The following is a 17,219-nucleotide window of genomic DNA, read 5'->3' as shown; positions in this document are numbered from 1 at the left end:
CCATGCCGCGGACACCCCCGCAACCGGACCCACCCCGCCTTCGACAGTTTCCTGCGGTCTGTCGGAACGGCGTTCTGCTTTGGTTGGTGCCGACCGTTGGTCGGCACGGTAGATCCACGCCATGCGTGCATGGATCTCTGGATGAATCGACGGTGGAGATTAAATCTCCACCTGCGCGCCCAGCTCCACCAGCCGGTTGCCCGGAATACGGAAGAAGCCCGTGGCCGGCGCGGCATTCCGGTGCATCAGCGCGAACAGCTTGTCGCGCCAGATCGGCATGCCGCGGTTGGCGGTGGCGACGATGGTTTCGCGGCTGGCGAAGAAGGTGGTGTCCATCGGGTCGAAGTAGATACCGCCGTGGTCGCAGGAACGCATCAGCGCCAGCGGCACGTCCGGGGTCTCCATGAAGCCGAAGCGCACGTAGACGCGGTAGAACTCGTCGCCCACCGATTCGATCTTCAGCCGCTGCCCTTCCATCGCATACGGGATCGGCAGGGTTTCCACATGCAGGAACACGTTGCGCTCGTGCAGCACCTTGTTGTGCTTGAGGTTGTGCATCAGCGCGTGCGGGGCCACGGTCGGGTCGGCGGTGAGGAATACCGCGGTGCCCGGCACGCGTACCGGCGGCGCCAGCATCAGGCCCGGCAGGAAGGTATCCAGGCGGATGCCGTCCTTGCGGATCTCATCGCGCAGCAGCTCGCGGCCACGGCGCCAGGTACGCATCATGGTGAACAGGAAGATGCCCAGCACCACCGGGAACCAGGCGCCCTGCAGCAGCTTGGCACCGTTGGCGATGACGAAGCCGAGGTCGATGATGAAGAACACCACGCACAGCGGCAGGATCCAGTTGCGGGCCTTCGGCCACAGCGAACGCGCGACCAGCGCCAGCAGCAGGGTGTCGATCAGCATGGTGGCCGACACCGAGATGCCGTAGGCCACGGCCAGGTTCGACGAGCTGCGGAAGGCCAGCACCAGGCCGATCACCATCACCGCGATACCCCAGTTGATGCCCGGGATGTAGATCTGGCCGATGGTGTCGTGCGAGGTGTGCTTGATGCGCATGCGCGGGATGTACCCCAGCTGCATGGCCTGGCGCGAGACCGAGAACGCACCGGTGATGACCGACTGCGACGCGATCACCGCCGCCATCGTGGCCAGGATGATCATCGGGTACAGCGCCCACGGCGGCACCGCCTCGAAGAACGGGTTCTTCAGCGCCTCGGGGTGGTTGAGCACCAGTGCGCCCTGCCCCAGGTAGTTCAGCACCAGGCACGGCAGCACGAAGAAATACCAGGCGTGGCGGATGGGCTTGGCGCCGAAGTGGCCCATGTCGGCGTACAGCGCCTCGCCACCGGTCACCGCCAGCACCACCGCGCCAAGGATGAAGATGCCGTGCCAGCTGTGCTCCATGAAGAAGCGGATCGCCCACCACGGGTTGAAGGCCTTCAGCACTTCCGGCGCATCGACGATGTTGTAGATGCCGATCGCAGCCAGCGAGATGAACCAGACCGAGGTGATCGGGCCGAACGCCTTGCCGATCTTTTCGGTACCGAAGCGCTGCGCGGCAAACACCATCAGCAGCACCACCACGGTGATCGGCACGATGAAGGCATGCAGGCCGGGCGCGGCCACCTCCAGGCCCTCGACCGCGCCAAGCACGGAGATCGCCGGGGTAATCACGCCGTCACCGAAGAACAGCGAGGCACCGAAGATACCGAGGATGCCGACCACGTAAGCCGAGCGCGACCCGTTGCGCAGCGTGCGCTGGGTCAGCGCCATCAGCGCCATGATGCCGCCCTCGCCGTCATTGTCGGCGCGCATGATGATGGTCACGTACTTCAACGTGACCACGATGTTCAGTGCCCAGAACGCCAGCGACAGCACGCCCAGCACGGTGTCGTGGTCACTGTTGAGCCCGTAGTGCGGCGAGAACGCCTCCTTCAGGGTGTACAGCGGGCTGGTACCGATATCGCCGAAGACCACGCCGATCGCACCGATGATCAGCGCCATGCCTCCGGCTGGAGGGGCGTGACCGTGGCCGCCGGGGGCAGCTGCGTGCGGGGTTTGACTGCTGGACATGGGACTCCTGGCGAAGCTCAGGCGGTTCGTTGAGGGAAAGGGAGGCGGGTCAGCGCAGCGCCGACTGCAGCGCCTTGCGGATCACAGTGGCCACTTCGTCGCCTTCATTGAAGGCGTCGCGGGCCATGCGTGCCGCTTCGGTCGGCTTGTAACCGAGCTGCTGCAGGGCCACGGTGGCATCGGACAGCGGATCGGCCGGGGCCGGGCCACTGCCGGTGGGCAGCGCGCCGCCGGCACCGAACTGGGCGGCGCGGTCACGCAGCTCCAACACCATGCGTTCGGCGGTCTTCTTGCCGATGCCGGGGATGCGGGTCAGCGCGGTGATGTCACCGGCCTGGACCATGCGCGCGAACTCCTCGACGGTGACGCCGGACAGCACGGCCAGCGCGATCTTTGCGCCGATGCCACTGACCTTCTGCACATCGCGGAACAGGCGCCGCTCACCTTCGCGCAGGAAGCCGTACAGCGAAACACTGTCTTCCTTCTGCGAGTAATGGGTATACAGGGTGACCTCGCGGCCGAGCTCGGGCAGGTCGTAGAAGGTGCTCATCGGCGCCTCCAGCTCGTAGCCCACTCCGTTCACGTCCACCACCAGCCACGGCGGTGCCTTGTAGGCGACGATGCCGCGCAGTCGACCGATCATTGCGTGCAGCTCCTCATTTGCGGCCCCAGGCCTGGCGGGCACTGAGCCCCAGGCGGTTGGCCGTCGCCCTTACGTGGGCATGGGTGATTGCCACGGCCAACGCGTCGGCCGCGTCGGCCTGCAGCTTGGTTTTCAGGTTGAGCATGAGCCCGACCATGTGTTGAACCTGTTGCTTTTCGGCGCCACCGCGCCCGACCACCGCCAGCTTGATCTCGCTGGCGGCATATTCGTGCACCGGCAGGTCGCGCAGGACCACGGCCGAGATCGCCGCGCCACGGGCCTGGCCCAGCTTCAACGCCGAATCGGGGTTGCGGGCCATGAACACCTTTTCGATGGCCACTTCACTGGGCTGGTATTCCCGGCACAGATCGGCCAGGCCGAGCACCAGCAGCTTCATGCGCTGCGGGAAGTCGTCGGCGCCCAGCAGCACCAGCGGCTGGTGATGCACGTGGCTGACCTTGCCAGTGGCATCGACATCAATGATGCCGACCCCGGTCCGCTGCGAACCGGGGTCGATGCCGAGGATGCGGGTCATGCTGCACTCCTGGCGGGGCGGAACGGGAAGCGCTGGCAGGCGTATGGGCTCATGACTGTCCGCGGTGACCGTTCAACGGCCCGCGCCCAGGCCGTCGAGACGGCTCAGGCGTAGGCGTCGGCGCCGAGTTCGGCGTTGGAATACACGTCCTGCACGTCGTCCAGGTCTTCAAGCATGTCCAGCAGCTTCTTGACCTGCAGGGCAACCTCGCCCTCGACCTTGATGTCGTTGTCCGCGCGGAAGGTGATTTCGGCGTGGTCGGCGACATGGCCGGCGGCGGCCATTGCGTCCTTGACCGCGTTGAACGCGTCAGGGCTGGTGACCACGTCGATCGAGCCGTCATCTGGATAGACCACGATGTCATCGGCGCCGGCCTCGATGGCCGCTTCGGTGATGGCTTCTTCGTCGGCACCCGGTGCGAAGCTGAGCACGCCCAGGCGCTTGAACATGAAGGCCACCGAGCCTTCGGTACCCATGTTGCCGCCGCACTTGCTGAACGCATGGCGGACATCGGCCACGGTGCGCACGCGGTTGTCGGTCAGGCAATCGACGATCACGGCCACGCCCCCCGGGGCGTAGCCCTCGTAGCGGATTTCCTCGTAATCGACGCCTTCCAGTTCACCAGTAGCCTTCTTGATGGCGCGCTCGATCACGTCCTTGGACATGTTCACGGCCAGGCCCTTGTCCACGGCCACGCGCAGGCGCGGGTTGTTGTTGGGGTCGCCTCCACCGCCGCGCGCGGCCACGCCGATCTCGCGGATGATCTTGGTGAAAATCTTGCCGCGCTTCGCGTCGGACGCGTTCTTGCGGGCTTCGATGGAGGGGCCTCTACCCATGGGTGCTACCGTCTGGCTGCTTCAGGATCAAGGCGCGGATTCTACCTGATCGGGGGCGGCAACCGTGTCTAGGCCCGTATTGTTGTAGAGCCGAGCCAATGCTCGGCTCAATGGGCCCGAGGGAATGCAGCCGAGCATGGGCTCGGCTCTACAGGGCGGCCCCGCCTGCCCCGCCCTTTATGCCGCCGCCGCGTCGCGGCTGTGGTCGAACTGGCCGTGGCGCAGGAAATGCGCGGTCTGCCGCGCGGCATCGGGAGACACCACCAGGCCACTGTGGCTGGTGCGCACCACGCAATGGTCGGCCAGCCCCGGAAGGCGGGTCTCGGCCAGTGCCACGGTGCCGTCGGAGGCATCGTCGATGGCCCCCAGCAGGCTGCCCAGCCCATGCGGTACCGAGCCGGCGATCAGTCCGACTTCGGCCTTGCCCTGCCAGTCCGGCAGGCCATCCAGCAGCAGCTCGCTGCTGCGCCCCAGCGCCAGCCCCCAGCCGTGCTCGGACAACGAACGCGCAGTACCACTGCCGCGCAGCGGCGAGCCCAGGCAGACCACGCGCTGTACCGGCAGCTGCGGATTGCGGCGCAGCGCTTCCAGCGCCAGCAATCCACCCAGGCTGTGGCCGACCAGCGACAACGGACCGGCATCGGCCAGCCGCTCCAGCAACTGCGGCACGGCTACGTCGGGGCCACCGAACACCGAGGAGTAACCGAACGCGTGCACCTGGAAACCACGCGCGCGCAGGCGCCAGGCCAGCGGCCCGACCCAGGCGCGGGCATTCCAGATGCCATGCAGCAGCAATACGGGGGGAGTCATGCAAACAGCCTGGCGGTCAGCGGGGCAGAAACGTACGGCAATTGAACACGCGCGCGCAGCAAGCGGCAGTGAACGTCAGGCCGCGCGCGGTGCGCGGCGCAGGATGAATTCAAGATCGTGGGTGTCACCGACCGGGAACAGGTACTCGCCCGCCTTCTCGAATCCATAGCGGGCATAGAAGCGCTGCGCACCGAAGTTTTCCGACCACACCCCCAGCCACAGCGTGCGCGGGCCGTCGCGTTCCAACCAGGCCAGCGCGGTTTCCAGCAGGCGGCTGCCCCAGCCGCAGCTCTGCTGCGTCTTGACCAGGTACAGGCGCTTGAGTTCGCCGTCGCCGGGTTTCACGTCCGGGTGCGGCAGGCCACAGGGGCCGGCGGCGGCATGGCCGACCGCCTCCCCGTCCAGCTCCAGCAGCCACACCGCGTAATCGGGGTGGGCCAGGATCACGCGCTGGCGCTCGACCGTGTAGGCCTCCTCGAGGAAGGCCTGCAGGTCCTGCGGCGGATACAGATGGCCGAAGGTTTCGGTGAACGTGCGGGCAGCCAGCGCCGACAGGGTCGGCGCGTCGTCCACGGTGGCGCGGCGGATCGAATACATGCAGGAAGTTGACGTCAGGGCGAAGCGCGGGTCAAGCCTTTTCAGGCGATTCCGCTTCTTCTTCCTCGTCCTCTTCCTCGTATTCCTCTTCGTCCTCGTCCTCTTCTTCCTCGCCTTCCTCGTCCTCGTCGTACTCTTCCTCTTCGTCGTCCTCGTAATCCTCGACGCCGAAGTCTTCACCGTCCCAGCGACCTTCGCCGTCAGCGACGAAGGTCAGGGCCATGGCCGACGGGTTGGTACCGACGCGGACCAGCCAACCACCGAACACGCGTGCACGCTCGGTGACCAGGTTGGCCTCGGAGCCTTCATTGCCCAGCTTTTCCCACTCCAGCGAAAACGCAAACTCGGTCATTGCCTGGATCTCCTGATCAGTTGGTCTTGGGGCGAACCTGGATGTGCACTTCGGCCAGCTGCGCGTCGACGATCGGCGACGGCGCGTCGGTCATCAGATCCTGTGCACCGGTGGTCTTCGGGAACGGGATGACGTCGCGGATCGACTCGGTGCCGGCCATCAGCGCGGCGATGCGGTCGATGCCGAAGGCGATGCCACCGTGCGGCGGCGCGCCGTAGTTCAGCGCGTCGAGCAGGAAGCCGAACTTGGCGCGGGCTTCTTCGGCACCGATGCCCAGCAGCTCGAACACCGCGCTCTGCATGTCCGGACGGTGGATACGGATCGAACCGCCGCCGATCTCATTGCCGTTGAGCACCATGTCGTAGCCGCGCGAAACGGCGGTACGGGCATTGGCGCGCAGGTCGGCGATGTCGTCCACGGCCGGTGCGGTGAAGGGGTGATGCAGGGCGACGTAGCGCTGTTCTTCCTCGTCCCACTCGAACATCGGGAAGTCGGTGACCCACAGCGGCGCCCAGCCGTCGGCGACCAGGCCGAAGTCCTTGCCGGCCTTCAGGCGCAGCGCGCCCATGAAGTCGGAGACCTTGTTGTAGCCACCGGCGCCGAAGAACACGATGTCGCCGTTGCCGGCGCCGACGTGGGCCACCAGCGCGGCGAAGGATTGCTCGCTGAAGAACTTCTGGATCGGCGAGCTGACTTCGCCGTTGTCGGCAATCTTGATGTAGGCCAGGCCCTTGGCGCCGTACTTGGCGGCATGCGCGGCGTACTCGTCGATCTGCTTGCGGCTCAGCGCTGCACCGCCCGGGATGCGCAGCGCGGCAACGCGGCCCTCGGCATCATTGGCCGGGCCGGTGAACACGGCAAATTCGCTGTCCTTGACCAGTTCAGCCACGTCCACCAGCTCCAGCGCGATGCGCAGGTCCGGCTTGTCCGAACCGTAGCGACGCATCGCCTCGGCCCAGGTCATGCGCGGGAAGCTGGCATCCAGCTGCACGTCGACCACTTCCTTGAAGATGGCGCGGATCATGTCTTCGACGAAGTCCTGCACGTCGCGCTCGCGGACGAAGGCGAACTCCATGTCCAGCTGGGTGAATTCCAGCTGGCGGTCGGCACGCAGGGCCTCGTCGCGGAAACAGCGTGCAATCTGGTAGTAACGGTCGAAGCCAGCCACCATCAGGATCTGCTTGAACAGCTGCGGGCTCTGCGGCAGGGCGTAGAACTCGCCCGGGTGCATGCGCGCCGGCACCAGGAAGTCGCGCGCGCCTTCTGGAGTGGCCTTGGTCAGGATCGGGGTCTCGATATCCTGGAAGCCCTTCTCATCCAGATGGCGGCGCAGCGCCTGCACCAGCTTGATGCGGGTGCGCTGCATGCGCTGCATTTCCGGGCGGCGCAGGTCCAGGTAACGGTACTTCAGGCGGGTTTCTTCGCCCGGGTTCTCGTGGGCGTGGAACGGCAGCGGCGCGGCCTTGTTCAGCACAGTGATGGCGGTGGCGATCACTTCCACCTTGCCGGTACGCATCTTGTCGTTCACCGCGTGGCGGGCGCGCACGACGCCTTCCACCTGCAGCACGTCCTCGTAGCCCAGCGACGCGGCCACGGCGAACACTTCGGCGTTGTCGACTTCCACGGTCACCTGCACGATGCCTTCATGATCTCGAAGATCGATGAAGCAGACGCCGCCCTGGTTACGGGCCACGTCGGTCCAGCCGGCGAGGGTGACAGTCTGGCCAATCAGGGTCTCATCGACCAGGCCGCAGAAGTGGGTACGCATGGGGGGGAAGCTCCGCTGGAGAACGCCGGCACCGGATGGGGGCCGGAAAGCCTCGTATTCTGCGGCCGAGGCCCCGGCCGGGGCAAATCCGGCCAGTCACACCGGCTTGATCGCCCCCCTCCCTATAGTCGGGCACCTGCCACCGTATGGGATGCCGCCATGAAACCGCTGTCCCTGGCCAGCCTGGCCGTGACCCTCAGTCTGGGTGCCCTGGGCACCCTTACCCTGCCCGCCCCGTCCGCATCTGCGCAGAACGGGGTGATCCGCTGCGAAAGCCAGAGCAACCGCGAACGGGTCTGCAACACCGGCTGGCGCGGTGCACAGCTGGTCCGCCAGTTGTCTGGCAGCCCCTGCGAGGAAGGGCGCTCCTGGGGCAGCCGCAATGGCAGCATCTGGGTCACCAACGGTTGCCGCGCCGAGTTCGTCGAGGCCCGCGGTGGCTGGGGCGGCGGCAACGGCGGTGGCTGGGGTGGCAACAACGGCCGCCCCGGCGAGACCATCCGCTGCGAGAGCCAGAACAACCGTGAGCGCAGCTGCCCGGTGGGTTGGCGCAATGCCCGCCTGGTCCGGCAGCTGTCCGGCAGCCCTTGCGATGAGGGCCGTACCTGGGGCGTGCGCAACGGCGCAGTCTGGGTCAGCAATGGCTGCCGCGCGGAATTCGCCGAAGCCCGCGGCTGGGGCGGTGGTGGCGGTGGCTGGGGCGGCGGCAACAGCAATTACTCCGTTACCTGCAGCAGCAACAACAATCGCTCGCAGACCTGCGACTGGGATGAACGCCAGGGCCGGCCGGTGCTTCAGCAGCAGCTCTCCGGCAGTGCCTGCCAGGAAGGCCGCAGCTGGGGTTACTCGCGTGGCCAGGTGTGGGTGAGCAACGGCTGTCGCGCGCGCTTCGGCACGCGGTGAGTGCAGCGTCGGGGTCGGAGCCCCCCCCGCAGGAGGGATCCGACCCCGGGATCACGGCGCCGGTGGTTTGTCATCGCCCCACGGCGGCGGCGGCAGGGCAACCGGCTTGCTGAGGTCGAACTGCACGCGGAAGCGGCGGCCATCCGGACGTGTCAGCTCGTAGACGAACGTCTGGTCGGGATCGATCTCCATCGCCCACGTGTTGTGGGTCGAGGCCAGCATGTCGGCACGACGGAACATGGCCACCGAATCGCCATCGGCCGGGAACTGCTGGCGCTCGGCGGTGCCCGGTGGCGTGCTGTCGCCGCCGTACAGCGTGATCGCGTCGAGGCTGCCGTCTTCATGCCGATGGTCGTGCTTCAGGCGCAGACCGGTTTCGGTGCGGGTCAGCACCCAGGTCCGCGAGTGGTCATTGCCGACATGGAACGGGATGCGCAGCTCGTGCGCCGGATCGGCACAGCCACGCACGTGCATGACCAGGCGCTGGCCGGCGAACGGATCCTTGCCGGTCGGTGCCGGCGTGTCCTCCACCACCTTGCCGGCATAGGCCTGGCCGCAGTGCGCGGCGATGGCGGCCATGAAGGCATCGGCCGGTGCGGTTGCCAGATCATGGGCAACCGTGTCGGAGCGCTGCGAACAGGCAGCGAGGCTGAGCAGGAGGGCGGAAGCGGTGACCACGGCAGGCAGTTTCATGCCCCAACCCTAACGGCCCTGGCCGACGGGCGCAAACCGCCCGCAGCAACCGATCAGCGTTCGACGGTGTGCGGTTCCGGCAGCGTCTCGGTGGTCGCCACCGGCGCGGCCGCGCCCTCGCCTGCCGGCTCCTGTTCAACAGGATCGACATCAAACGGCGTACGGAACACCAGCGACGGCAGCAGCGTGGTCAATGCGGCATACAGCAGCAGCGCGCCGAACAGCACCGCCGGAATCTGGAAGCGCTCGCGCATGATCGCGGCCAGCACCAGGGTGAAGATCAGCGTCGGTGCCAGCGCCAACGAGACCCGCAGGCTGCTGCGGAAGCTCTCGCCGAACATCACCCGCCGCTGCAGCCAGACCACGCCGATACGTAACGGCAGCACCACCAGGGTGATCACGATGCCCAGCCCCAGCGCCTCGAAGCTGAGTGCTTCGCTGGGCACCTTGGTACCGGCATTGAAGAAATAGAACGGCACGAAGAACGAGGCGAACAGGCGCAGCGCGTGCAGGTTCTCATGCGAGGCCAGCAGCGGCATGCGCTGGTGCAGCAGGCGCGCGACCAGGCCGGCGATGAACGCGCCAACCAGGTAGTGCACGCCCAGCAGGTACGTGATGTAGGCCGCGACCATGCCCACCATCACCAGCAACGAGAACTCCGAGCCGGGCGCATGCGGTGCCACCCAGCGACCCAGCGCGATGAACAGCAACGGCAGGCCGACCATCATCGCCAGCAGCGCCAGGCTGGACAGCGCCATATGCCCCGGATCGCCGGCCTGCAGCACGATGAACAACGCCGCCAGCGCCAGCAGTTCGCCGGCGATGGCCTTGCTGGTCACCCAGAACCGCTCGTCCTCGCTCAGGCCCAGCCGCGACAGCGAATCCATGATGAAACCGGTGGACGGTGTCAGCAGCGCCAGTGCAAGCAGGCCGGCGGCCTGCCAGGGCAATCCCGCGTAGCGCCAGGCCAGCCAGCCCACGCCGAACAGCGTGCCGGTACGGATCACCAGATGCGCCAGCAGCGGCCACATGCCCCGCCGCAGCGCCTGCAGGTCCACTTCCAGGCCGGCGAACAGGAACAGCGAGGAAATGCCCAGCGTGGCCAGCAGGCCGATCACCGCATCGTGGGCCTGGTCGCCCAGCCAGAGCATGCCGATGATGCCGAACAGCAGGCAGGTCAGCGGCGCGGGCAGGCTGAAACGCTGCAGCGCGCGCGGGATCACCAGCAGCGCGAAGATCAGCAGCAGGTAGATCAGTTCATGGCTCATGGGGGACTTCCGTGTGGTTCGAACGCGCGCAGGATGCGCGCGCCGAACCGATCCGGCAAGCCGTTTACGGATGACCAGCGGTTACCTCATTCGATCAGTCGATCGGCAATGCGCCCGACCTGTGCCAGCACCACGGCTTGTTGTTCGTAGCTGATCGCGCCGGCCTGCAGGTAGGCGGTCAGCACCCACGGCGTGCCGCCGGCCAGCGGCCACAGCACGGCGATGTCGTTGCGCGCGTCCTCACCGTTGCTGCCGGTCTTGTCGCCCACCCGCCAGCGCTTGCCGAGGCCTGCACGCAGGCAGGCATCACCGGTTTCATTGTCGATCAGCCAGTCGGCCAACTGCTGCCGCGAGGCCGGTTGCAGCACCTCGCCCAGCACCACGCGCTGCAGGGTCGCGGCCATCGCCGCCGGCGTGGTGGTATCGCGTGGATCGCCCTCGGCGAAACTGTTCAGTTCCGGCTCCAGGCGGTCACTGCGGCTCACCACATCGCCACTGGCGCGCAGGAACGCGGTAACCGCCGGTGGACCGCCGACCACACCGAACAGCAGGTTGGCGGCGGTGTTGTCACTGGTGATCAGCGTGGCCCGGCACAGGTCACGCACGGTCATGTCCTTGCCGGCGTGGCGCCGGGTCACCGGTGCGTGCGAGAGCAGATCGGCGTCGCGCACCGGCACGCGCGTATCCAGCAACGCCGGCGTGCGCTCGGCCTGGCTGAGCACGGTGGCCGCCAGCATGCTCTTGAAGGTGCTGCACATCGGGAAGCGCTCGTCCTGGCGATGACCGAAACGGCGGCCGCTGGCGGTGTCGAGCAGGGTCACGCCAAGGCGTCCGGCGCAGGCCTTTTCCAGCGCGGCAAAGTCAGTGGCGGCGGTGAGGGTGGCATCGGTGGGTGCGTTGGCGGTGGTCTTGCCCGCAGCACGTGCCAGCAGCGGCAGGGCAAGCGAGGAAGCCACGGCAGCACCACTGAACTGCAGGAATCGGCGACGGGCGAGCATACGGGTTCTCCTGGGGACCGCTCGATTATTGAAGCCGCTATCGGGGGCGACCAGCGCAAAAAATCAACAGGAGGCATGAAGTGAATTAATGCCTGACGCATTCAACCCCTTAATTTTCCGAAATCCATCGTTGAAGCGTTAGGATCAGCCATCACTCCAGCTCACGACTGTGCGATGTTGCACCCTACCCTGCCCCTGAACGCGCTGCGCGCCTTCGAGGCCGCCGCCCGCCACCAGAACTTCACCCGTGCCGCGCTGGAGCTGTGTGTCAGCCAGGCCGCGCTGAGCCATCAGATCCGTGGGCTGGAGGACCGGCTTGGCATCCGCCTGTTCCATCGCCTGCCACGCGGCGTGGCGCTCACCGATGAAGGCGCAGCGCTGTACCCGGTGCTCAACGAAGCGTTCGAGCGCATTTCCGCCAGCATCGCGCGCTATACCGGTGGCCCGGCACGCGAAGTGCTGACGCTGGGCGTGGTCGGCACCTTCGCCACTGGCTGGCTGCTGCCACGGCTGGGCGCGTTCGAAGCCGCGCATCCGGACATCGAGCTGCGCCTGCAGACCCACAACAACCGCATCGACCTGGCCGGCGAAGGGCTGGACCTGGCGATCCGGTTTGGTGATGGCGACTGGCAGGGCCAGGCCTGCACCGCGATCCTCGATGCGCCCTTCGCACCGCTGTGCGCACCGGCCTTGGCGCGGCGGCTGAAGCAGCCGCGCGACCTGGGCACGCTGCCGCTGCTGCGCTCCTACCGCAGCGACGAGTGGCCGCGCTGGCTGCAGGCGGCAGGAGTGAGCGGCGTGGAAGCCCGCGGACCGGTGTTTGATTCGTCGTTGACAGTGGCGATGGCCGCGGTCGGCGGCGCCGGCGTGGCGCTGCTGCCGCTGCGCATGTTCGAGCAGGAACTGGCCGAGGGTCGCCTGCTGCAGCCGTTCAGCACCACGCTGGAGCTGGGGCGCTACTGGCTGACGCGGCTGCGATCGCGTGCCGAGCGCGAGCCGGCCAAGCGGTTCCGCGAATGGCTGCAGGCGCAGGGCACGTAACAAAAAAGGGGACGGAGGGGATTAAGTCGTTTGTGGCACAAACGACTTAATCCCCTCCGTCCCCTTTTTTTGCGTGATCAGGACTCCAGCAGTTCCATCCACGCTGCCTCGGCTTTTTCCAGCTGGGCGGCGGCGGTTTCGCGGTCACGGCCGATCACGGCCATGCGGGTGGCATCGGCGTAGTTGGCCGGGTCGGCCAGCTGGCGATCCAGTTCGGCCAGTGCGCCTTCCAGCTCGGCCACTTTCGCTTCGGCGGCGGCCAGCTTGTGCGGGTTCACCGGCTTCTTCTGCACCACCTGCGCCACCGGGGCGGTCTTGACCACTACCGGCTCTTCCACCTGCTCCATGCGCGCCTTGGTGCCCTGCGCCTGCGGGCGGGTGCGCAGCCACGCGGCGTAGGCGTCGAGGTCACCATCGAACGGTTCGACCACGCCATCGGCCACGCGCCAGTAGGTGTCGCAGACCAGGCCGATCAGGTGGCGGTCATGCGAGACCATCACGATCGCGCCCTCGAAGGTGGCCAGTGCTTCGGCCAGCGCTTCGCGCATTTCCAGGTCAAGGTGGTTGGTCGGTTCGTCCAGCAGCAGCACGTTCGGCTGCTGCCAGGCGATCAGCGCCAGCGCCAGGCGCGCGCGCTCGCCACCGGAGAAACCATCCACCGGCTCGAATGCACGGTCGCCCGGGAAGTTCCACTTGCCGAGGAAATCGCGGAACGACTGGTTCGGTGCGTCCGGGGCGATCTCGCGGAAGTGCTCCATCGGCGACTGGCCTTCGTGCAGCGACTCCACCGTGTGCTGGGCGAAGTAGCCGATCTTCAGGTCCGGATGCGCCATGCGCTCGCCAACGATCGGCGCCAGCTCGCCCACCAGGGTCTTCACCAGGGTGGTCTTACCGGCACCGTTCGGGCCGAGCAGGCCGATCCGCTGGCCCGCTTCCAGGCCGAAGCCGACGTTGTGCAGGATCACCGCGTCCTTGCCGTAGCCGGCCTCGACGTGGTTCAGGCGGATCAGCGAGAACGGCAGCTTGGCCGGCGGCGCGAACTCGATGCGGAACTCGCGCTCGGCGCGCACCGCTTCCGTGCCGGCCAGCTTGGCCAGGCGCTTCATGCGGCTCTGCGCCTGCGCGGCCTTGCTGGCCTGCGCCTTGAAGCGGTCGATGAAGCTCTGCAGGTGGGCGCGCTCGGCCTGTTCCTTCTCGTGCGCGATCTGCTGCTGGCGCAGCTGTTCGGCGCGCTGGCGCTCGAAGTCGGTGTAGCCGCCCGGGTAGAGCTTGGCGCCGCCACCGTGCAGGTGCAGGGTGTGGGTGGCCACGTTGTCGAGGAACTCGCGGTCATGCGAGATCAGCAGCAGGGTGCCCGGGTACTTCAGCAGCCACTGCTCCAGCCAATACACCGCGTCCAGATCCAGGTGGTTGGTCGGTTCGTCCAGCAGCAGCAGGTCGCTGGGCATCATCAGCGCGCGTGCCAGGTTCAGGCGCACGCGCCAGCCACCAGAGAACGAGGACACCGCACGGTGATGGGTCTCGGCCGGGAAGCCGAGGCCGTGCAGCAGCTTGCCGGCGCGCGCTTCGGCGTCGTAGGCATTGAGCTCGGCCATCTTGGTGTGCGCCTCGGCCACGGCCTCCCAGTCTTCGCGGGCGGTCGCCTCGGCCTCGGCGGCCAGCACTGCGGCCACCTCGATGTCACCGCCGAGCACGAAGCTCAGCGCCGGGTCGGGCAGCGACGGGGTTTCCTGGGCGACGCTGGCGATGCGCACCTTGCCGGGCAGATCGACATCGCCCTTGTCGGCCTCCAGCTCGCCCTTCACCGCCGCGAACAGGCTGGACTTGCCAGCACCGTTGCGGCCGACCACACCCACCCGGTAACCGGCGTGCAGGGTCAGGTCGACATTGGACAACAGCAGCCGCTCGCCACGGCGCAAGGCGAAATTACGAAGGGAAATCATCGGGGGAGGCGTCCATATAACCAGATGGAATGTGCTGGTGAGCACTGTTCCTGCGACGCAATTCTAGCGTTAACGAATACTTGACGCGTCCCGGGATGCGCGGCGGCCGGCGTTCCTCTCTCCCACGTCCTCGCCGCGCGCGTCCCGGGCTCCCTCCCCCGCCAGTGCCAATTCGGGCTAAATGGTTGCTGCTGCAACGTTTTTCCCGATGACCGGCATTTGACAGGCGCTGAATATCCCGTTAATTCCTGTATTGCGCACCGCAACAACCGCCGTCCGCCTCACCCCCGTGATGTCGATTCCGGTGCCGCCCCCGCCAACCGGAGCCCCATCCCGATGACCCGCAAGACCAGCCTGATCGCCGCCGCCGTCGCTGTCGCACTCGGTGGCTCTCCGTTCGTTGCCGCTGCCCAGCAGGCTGGCACCGCCGCCAACACCCTGGACACGGTGATCGTCACCGGCACCCGCGTGGCCGACCGCACCGTCGCCGAATCGCAGTCGCCGATCGACATCATCACCCCCGAAGCCCTGCAGTCCACCGGCACAAGCGAGCTGGCCACCGCGCTGTCGCGCGCGCTGCCCTCGCTGAACTTCCCGCGCCCGGCCCTGACCGACGGCACCAGCGGCGTGCGCCCGGCGCAGCTGCGTGGCCTGTCGCCGGACCAGGTGCTGGTGCTGGTCAACGGCAAGCGCCGTCACACCTCGGCGATGATCAACGTCAACGGCAGCATCGGCCGTGGCTCATCGGCGGTGGACATCAACGCGATCCCGATCGCCGCCATCGAGCGCGTGGAAGTGCTGCGCGACGGCGCGTCGGCGCAGTACGGCTCGGACGCCATCGCCGGCGTCATCAACATCGTGCTCAAGGGCAGCGGCCGTGGCGGCAGCCTGGCCGTGGACTACGGCCAGTACTCAGCCGGTGACGGCAACAAGTACCAGCTCTCCGGCGATACCGGCGTCGAGTTCGGCAATGGCCGTGGCCGCGTGCATGTGGCCGGCCAGATCAGCCAGCAGGACGAGAGCAACCGCGCCGGCCCGTACCGCGGCACCACGCCGAATACCGGCAACTTTCCGAGCATCGGCCAGAAGACCTTCATCGTCGGCGACCCGCGCGTGGATGCCACCGCCGCCTCGGCCAACGCCAGCTTCGATTTCAGCGACCACGTAACCGGCTACGCCAGCGCGCTGCTCAGCAACCGCGACATCACCTCGTTCGCGTTCTACCGCTCGCGCAACCACAACGGGCAGACCGCGCTGCTGGCGCAGACCTACCCGGACGGCTTCGTGCCGGAGATCAACCAGTACTCCAAGGACCGCTCGCTGGTGGCCGGCGTCAAGGGCAACACCGACAACGGCTGGACCTGGGACCTGAGCCTGAACCACGGCGAGAACACCCTCGACTTCCACACCCGCAACAGCATCAACTACAGCCTCGGTGCCAGCAGCCCGCGCTCGTTCTACGACGGCACGCTGAAGTACCAGCAGGACATCTTCAATGCCGACCTGACCAAGTCGCTGGACTGGGGCCTGGCCTACCCGGTCACGCTGTCCTTCGGCGGTGAGTACCGCAAGGAAAAGTGGGACCAGAACCCGGGCGAACTGAACTCGTACACCGGCAGCGGTGCGCAGGGCTTCGCGGGCTTCACCCCGACCAATGAAGTGCATGCCGACCGCCACAACTACGCGGTCTACGCCGGCCTGGAAGCGGACCTGACCGAGAAGTTCTCGGCCGGCATCACCGGCCGCTACGAGGACTACTCGGACTTCGGCGACCGCTTCTCCGGCAAGCTTTCGGCGCGCTATGCATTCACCGACAAGGTCGCGCTGCGGGCCACCGCCTCCAGCGGCTTCCGCGCGCCCTCGCTGGCGCAGCAGGGCTACCAGGCGGTCACCAGCCAGTTCCTCAATGGCGTATTCGTCGAGCGCGGCACCTTCCCGACCACCAGCCCGGCTGCGCAGGCGCTGGGCGCCTCGCCGTTGAAGGCCGAGACCTCCACCTCCTACAGCCTGGGCCTGGTGCTGCAGCCGGTCGACCGCCTGTACATCACCGTCGACGCGTACCAGATCGACATCGATGACCGCATCGCATTGTCGTCCAGCATCACCACCAACGCGGCCACCAGCGCGCTGCTGGGCACGCTGGGCCTGCCGCAGGTGACCGCGTTCTCGTACTTCACCAACGGCCTGGATACCCGCACTCGTGGCGTCGACTTCGTGTCCAGCTACACGGTGCCGTTCAGCGCCAGCAGCCTGGAGCTGACCGCTGCGTACAGCTACAACGACACCGAAGTGCGCCGCGTCGGCGGCACCCCGGCGGTGTTCGGCACGCTGGGCCTGACCCAGTCGCTGATCGGCCGCGATGAGATCGGCCGCATCGAGGACAGCTACCCGCGCGACAAGGCGATCCTGAGCGGCACCTGGCGTTCGGACCACTGGGAACTGGGCCTGGCCGCGACCCGCTACGGCAGGTTCACCGTACGCAACTCGGCCACCGCGCTGCGCGACCAGACCTACGGCGACGCCTGGGTGGTGGATGCCTCGGCCAGCTACAAGCCGAGCAGCAACTGGACCCTGACCGTGGGCGCCGACAACCTGCTGGACAAGTACCCGGACCGCACCGAAGACCTGCAGAACTCGACCTTCGGCATGCTGCCGTACAGCAACTACTCGCCGTTCGGCTTCAACGGCGCGTATGTGTATGGGCGGGTCAAGTACACCTGGTAAGCGGTAATGGGTGCGCCGGGCCCTGCCCG

General features: G+C 67.2%; 15 protein-coding genes. 3 read left to right on the top strand and 12 right to left on the bottom strand.

The annotated features are described in order from the left end of the window. Window positions 1-159: 159 nt before the first annotated feature. The 8 genes from R1H25_RS11355 to aspS all read right to left on the bottom strand — a co-directional run bounded on the left by R1H25_RS11355 (window position 160) and on the right by aspS (window position 7,620). Window positions 160-2,079 (bottom strand): potassium transporter Kup, encoded by a 1,920-nt coding sequence (locus R1H25_RS11355; RefSeq protein WP_006438676.1) that lies wholly within the window; start codon window positions 2,077-2,079, stop codon window positions 160-162. A 49-nt stretch (window positions 2,080-2,128) separates the two neighbouring features. After that, the gene (gene ruvA / locus R1H25_RS11350; protein ID WP_182266578.1) at window positions 2,129-2,722 is read right to left on the bottom strand and encodes a Holliday junction branch migration protein RuvA; all 594 of its coding nucleotides are present in this window, start codon (window positions 2,720-2,722) and stop codon (window positions 2,129-2,131) included. A gap of 13 nt (window positions 2,723-2,735) precedes the next feature. After that, window positions 2,736-3,257 carry a crossover junction endodeoxyribonuclease RuvC gene (gene ruvC, locus R1H25_RS11345; RefSeq protein WP_049444534.1) on the bottom strand — a complete coding sequence of 174 codons (522 nt, stop codon included), beginning with the start codon at window positions 3,255-3,257 and terminating at the stop codon, window positions 2,736-2,738. A gap of 104 nt (window positions 3,258-3,361) precedes the next feature. Continuing rightward, window positions 3,362-4,093, bottom strand: coding sequence for a YebC/PmpR family DNA-binding transcriptional regulator (locus R1H25_RS11340; protein WP_032128531.1), 732 nt, complete (start codon window positions 4,091-4,093; stop codon window positions 3,362-3,364). Window positions 4,094-4,270: 177 nt separating this feature from the next. Further along, the gene (locus R1H25_RS11335) at window positions 4,271-4,903 is read right to left on the bottom strand and encodes a triacylglycerol lipase (protein ID WP_057500829.1); all 633 of its coding nucleotides are present in this window, start codon (window positions 4,901-4,903) and stop codon (window positions 4,271-4,273) included. Window positions 4,904-4,978: 75 nt separating this feature from the next. Beyond that, entirely contained in the window at window positions 4,979-5,500 is a 522-nt protein-coding gene (locus tag R1H25_RS11330; RefSeq protein ID WP_057500828.1) for a GNAT family N-acetyltransferase, read from the bottom strand. Between the two features lie 31 nt (window positions 5,501-5,531). Next, the gene (locus tag R1H25_RS11325) at window positions 5,532-5,852 is read right to left on the bottom strand and encodes a hypothetical protein (RefSeq protein WP_049444541.1); all 321 of its coding nucleotides are present in this window, start codon (window positions 5,850-5,852) and stop codon (window positions 5,532-5,534) included. A gap of 16 nt (window positions 5,853-5,868) precedes the next feature. Next, window positions 5,869-7,620 (bottom strand): aspartate--tRNA ligase, encoded by a 1,752-nt coding sequence (aspS, locus tag R1H25_RS11320; RefSeq protein ID WP_317223617.1) that lies wholly within the window; start codon window positions 7,618-7,620, stop codon window positions 5,869-5,871. Between the two features lie 159 nt (window positions 7,621-7,779). On the opposite strand from aspS, the gene R1H25_RS11315 reads away from it, so the two are divergent. Beyond that, a complete protein-coding gene (locus R1H25_RS11315; RefSeq protein WP_088480175.1) occupies window positions 7,780-8,523 on the top strand; it encodes a DUF3011 domain-containing protein in 744 nt (247 codons plus the stop codon). Window positions 8,524-8,574: 51 nt separating this feature from the next. Here R1H25_RS11315 and R1H25_RS11310 read toward each other — a convergent pair whose 3' ends face one another. From R1H25_RS11310 to blaL2, 3 genes are all read right to left on the bottom strand, one after another. After that, window positions 8,575-9,216 (bottom strand): hypothetical protein, encoded by a 642-nt coding sequence (locus tag R1H25_RS11310; protein ID WP_049444546.1) that lies wholly within the window; start codon window positions 9,214-9,216, stop codon window positions 8,575-8,577. Window positions 9,217-9,269: 53 nt separating this feature from the next. Next, complete coding sequence (locus R1H25_RS11305; RefSeq protein ID WP_317223616.1) at window positions 9,270-10,484, bottom strand: cation:proton antiporter; 1,215 nt, start codon at window positions 10,482-10,484, stop codon at window positions 9,270-9,272. A gap of 86 nt (window positions 10,485-10,570) precedes the next feature. Then, window positions 10,571-11,482: a L2 family extended-spectrum class A beta-lactamase gene (blaL2, locus tag R1H25_RS11300; protein ID WP_317223615.1), complete on the bottom strand. Its 912-nt coding sequence runs from the start codon at window positions 11,480-11,482 to the stop codon at window positions 10,571-10,573. Between the two features lie 174 nt (window positions 11,483-11,656). Here blaL2 and ampR point away from each other — a divergent pair, with 174 nt between their 5' ends. After that, complete coding sequence (ampR, locus tag R1H25_RS11295) at window positions 11,657-12,523, top strand: LysR family transcriptional regulator AmpR (RefSeq protein WP_049444552.1); 867 nt, start codon at window positions 11,657-11,659, stop codon at window positions 12,521-12,523. 77 nt (window positions 12,524-12,600) lie between these two features. Here ampR and R1H25_RS11290 read toward each other — a convergent pair whose 3' ends face one another. Next, complete coding sequence (locus R1H25_RS11290) at window positions 12,601-14,466, bottom strand: ABC-F family ATP-binding cassette domain-containing protein (RefSeq protein ID WP_043400521.1); 1,866 nt, start codon at window positions 14,464-14,466, stop codon at window positions 12,601-12,603. Window positions 14,467-14,802: 336 nt separating this feature from the next. Here R1H25_RS11290 and R1H25_RS11285 point away from each other — a divergent pair, with 336 nt between their 5' ends. Further along, window positions 14,803-17,190 (top strand): TonB-dependent receptor, encoded by a 2,388-nt coding sequence (locus R1H25_RS11285; protein ID WP_317223614.1) that lies wholly within the window; start codon window positions 14,803-14,805, stop codon window positions 17,188-17,190. The last annotated feature ends 29 nt before the right edge of the window (window positions 17,191-17,219 follow it).

The organism is Stenotrophomonas veracruzanensis, from assembly GCF_032911525.1.
GTDB lineage: Bacteria > Pseudomonadota > Gammaproteobacteria > Xanthomonadales > Xanthomonadaceae > Stenotrophomonas > Stenotrophomonas africana.
This window is presented reverse-complemented; position numbering and strand designations above follow the sequence as displayed.

What these genes read in the sequence shown, in the direction of transcription:
- R1H25_RS11355 (WP_006438676.1), bottom strand. Translation starts at nt 2,079, where the DNA reads ATGTCCAGCAGTCAAACCCCGCACGCAGCTGCCCCCGGCGGCCACGGT.
- ruvA (WP_182266578.1), bottom strand. Translation starts at nt 2,722, where the DNA reads ATGATCGGTCGACTGCGCGGCATCGTCGCCTACAAGGCACCGCCGTGG.
- ruvC (WP_049444534.1), bottom strand. Translation starts at nt 3,257, where the DNA reads ATGACCCGCATCCTCGGCATCGACCCCGGTTCGCAGCGGACCGGGGTC.
- R1H25_RS11340 (WP_032128531.1), bottom strand. Translation starts at nt 4,093, where the DNA reads ATGGGTAGAGGCCCCTCCATCGAAGCCCGCAAGAACGCGTCCGACGCG.
- R1H25_RS11335 (WP_057500829.1), bottom strand. Translation starts at nt 4,903, where the DNA reads ATGACTCCCCCCGTATTGCTGCTGCATGGCATCTGGAATGCCCGCGCC.
- R1H25_RS11330 (WP_057500828.1), bottom strand. Translation starts at nt 5,500, where the DNA reads ATGTATTCGATCCGCCGCGCCACCGTGGACGACGCGCCGACCCTGTCG.
- R1H25_RS11325 (WP_049444541.1), bottom strand. Translation starts at nt 5,852, where the DNA reads ATGACCGAGTTTGCGTTTTCGCTGGAGTGGGAAAAGCTGGGCAATGAA.
- aspS (WP_317223617.1), bottom strand. Translation starts at nt 7,620, where the DNA reads ATGCGTACCCACTTCTGCGGCCTGGTCGATGAGACCCTGATTGGCCAG.
- R1H25_RS11315 (WP_088480175.1), top strand. Translation starts at nt 7,780, where the DNA reads ATGAAACCGCTGTCCCTGGCCAGCCTGGCCGTGACCCTCAGTCTGGGT.
- R1H25_RS11310 (WP_049444546.1), bottom strand. Translation starts at nt 9,216, where the DNA reads ATGAAACTGCCTGCCGTGGTCACCGCTTCCGCCCTCCTGCTCAGCCTC.
- R1H25_RS11305 (WP_317223616.1), bottom strand. Translation starts at nt 10,484, where the DNA reads ATGAGCCATGAACTGATCTACCTGCTGCTGATCTTCGCGCTGCTGGTG.
- blaL2 (WP_317223615.1), bottom strand. Translation starts at nt 11,482, where the DNA reads ATGCTCGCCCGTCGCCGATTCCTGCAGTTCAGTGGTGCTGCCGTGGCT.
- ampR (WP_049444552.1), top strand. Translation starts at nt 11,657, where the DNA reads ATGTTGCACCCTACCCTGCCCCTGAACGCGCTGCGCGCCTTCGAGGCC.
- R1H25_RS11290 (WP_043400521.1), bottom strand. Translation starts at nt 14,466, where the DNA reads ATGATTTCCCTTCGTAATTTCGCCTTGCGCCGTGGCGAGCGGCTGCTG.
- R1H25_RS11285 (WP_317223614.1), top strand. Translation starts at nt 14,803, where the DNA reads ATGACCCGCAAGACCAGCCTGATCGCCGCCGCCGTCGCTGTCGCACTC.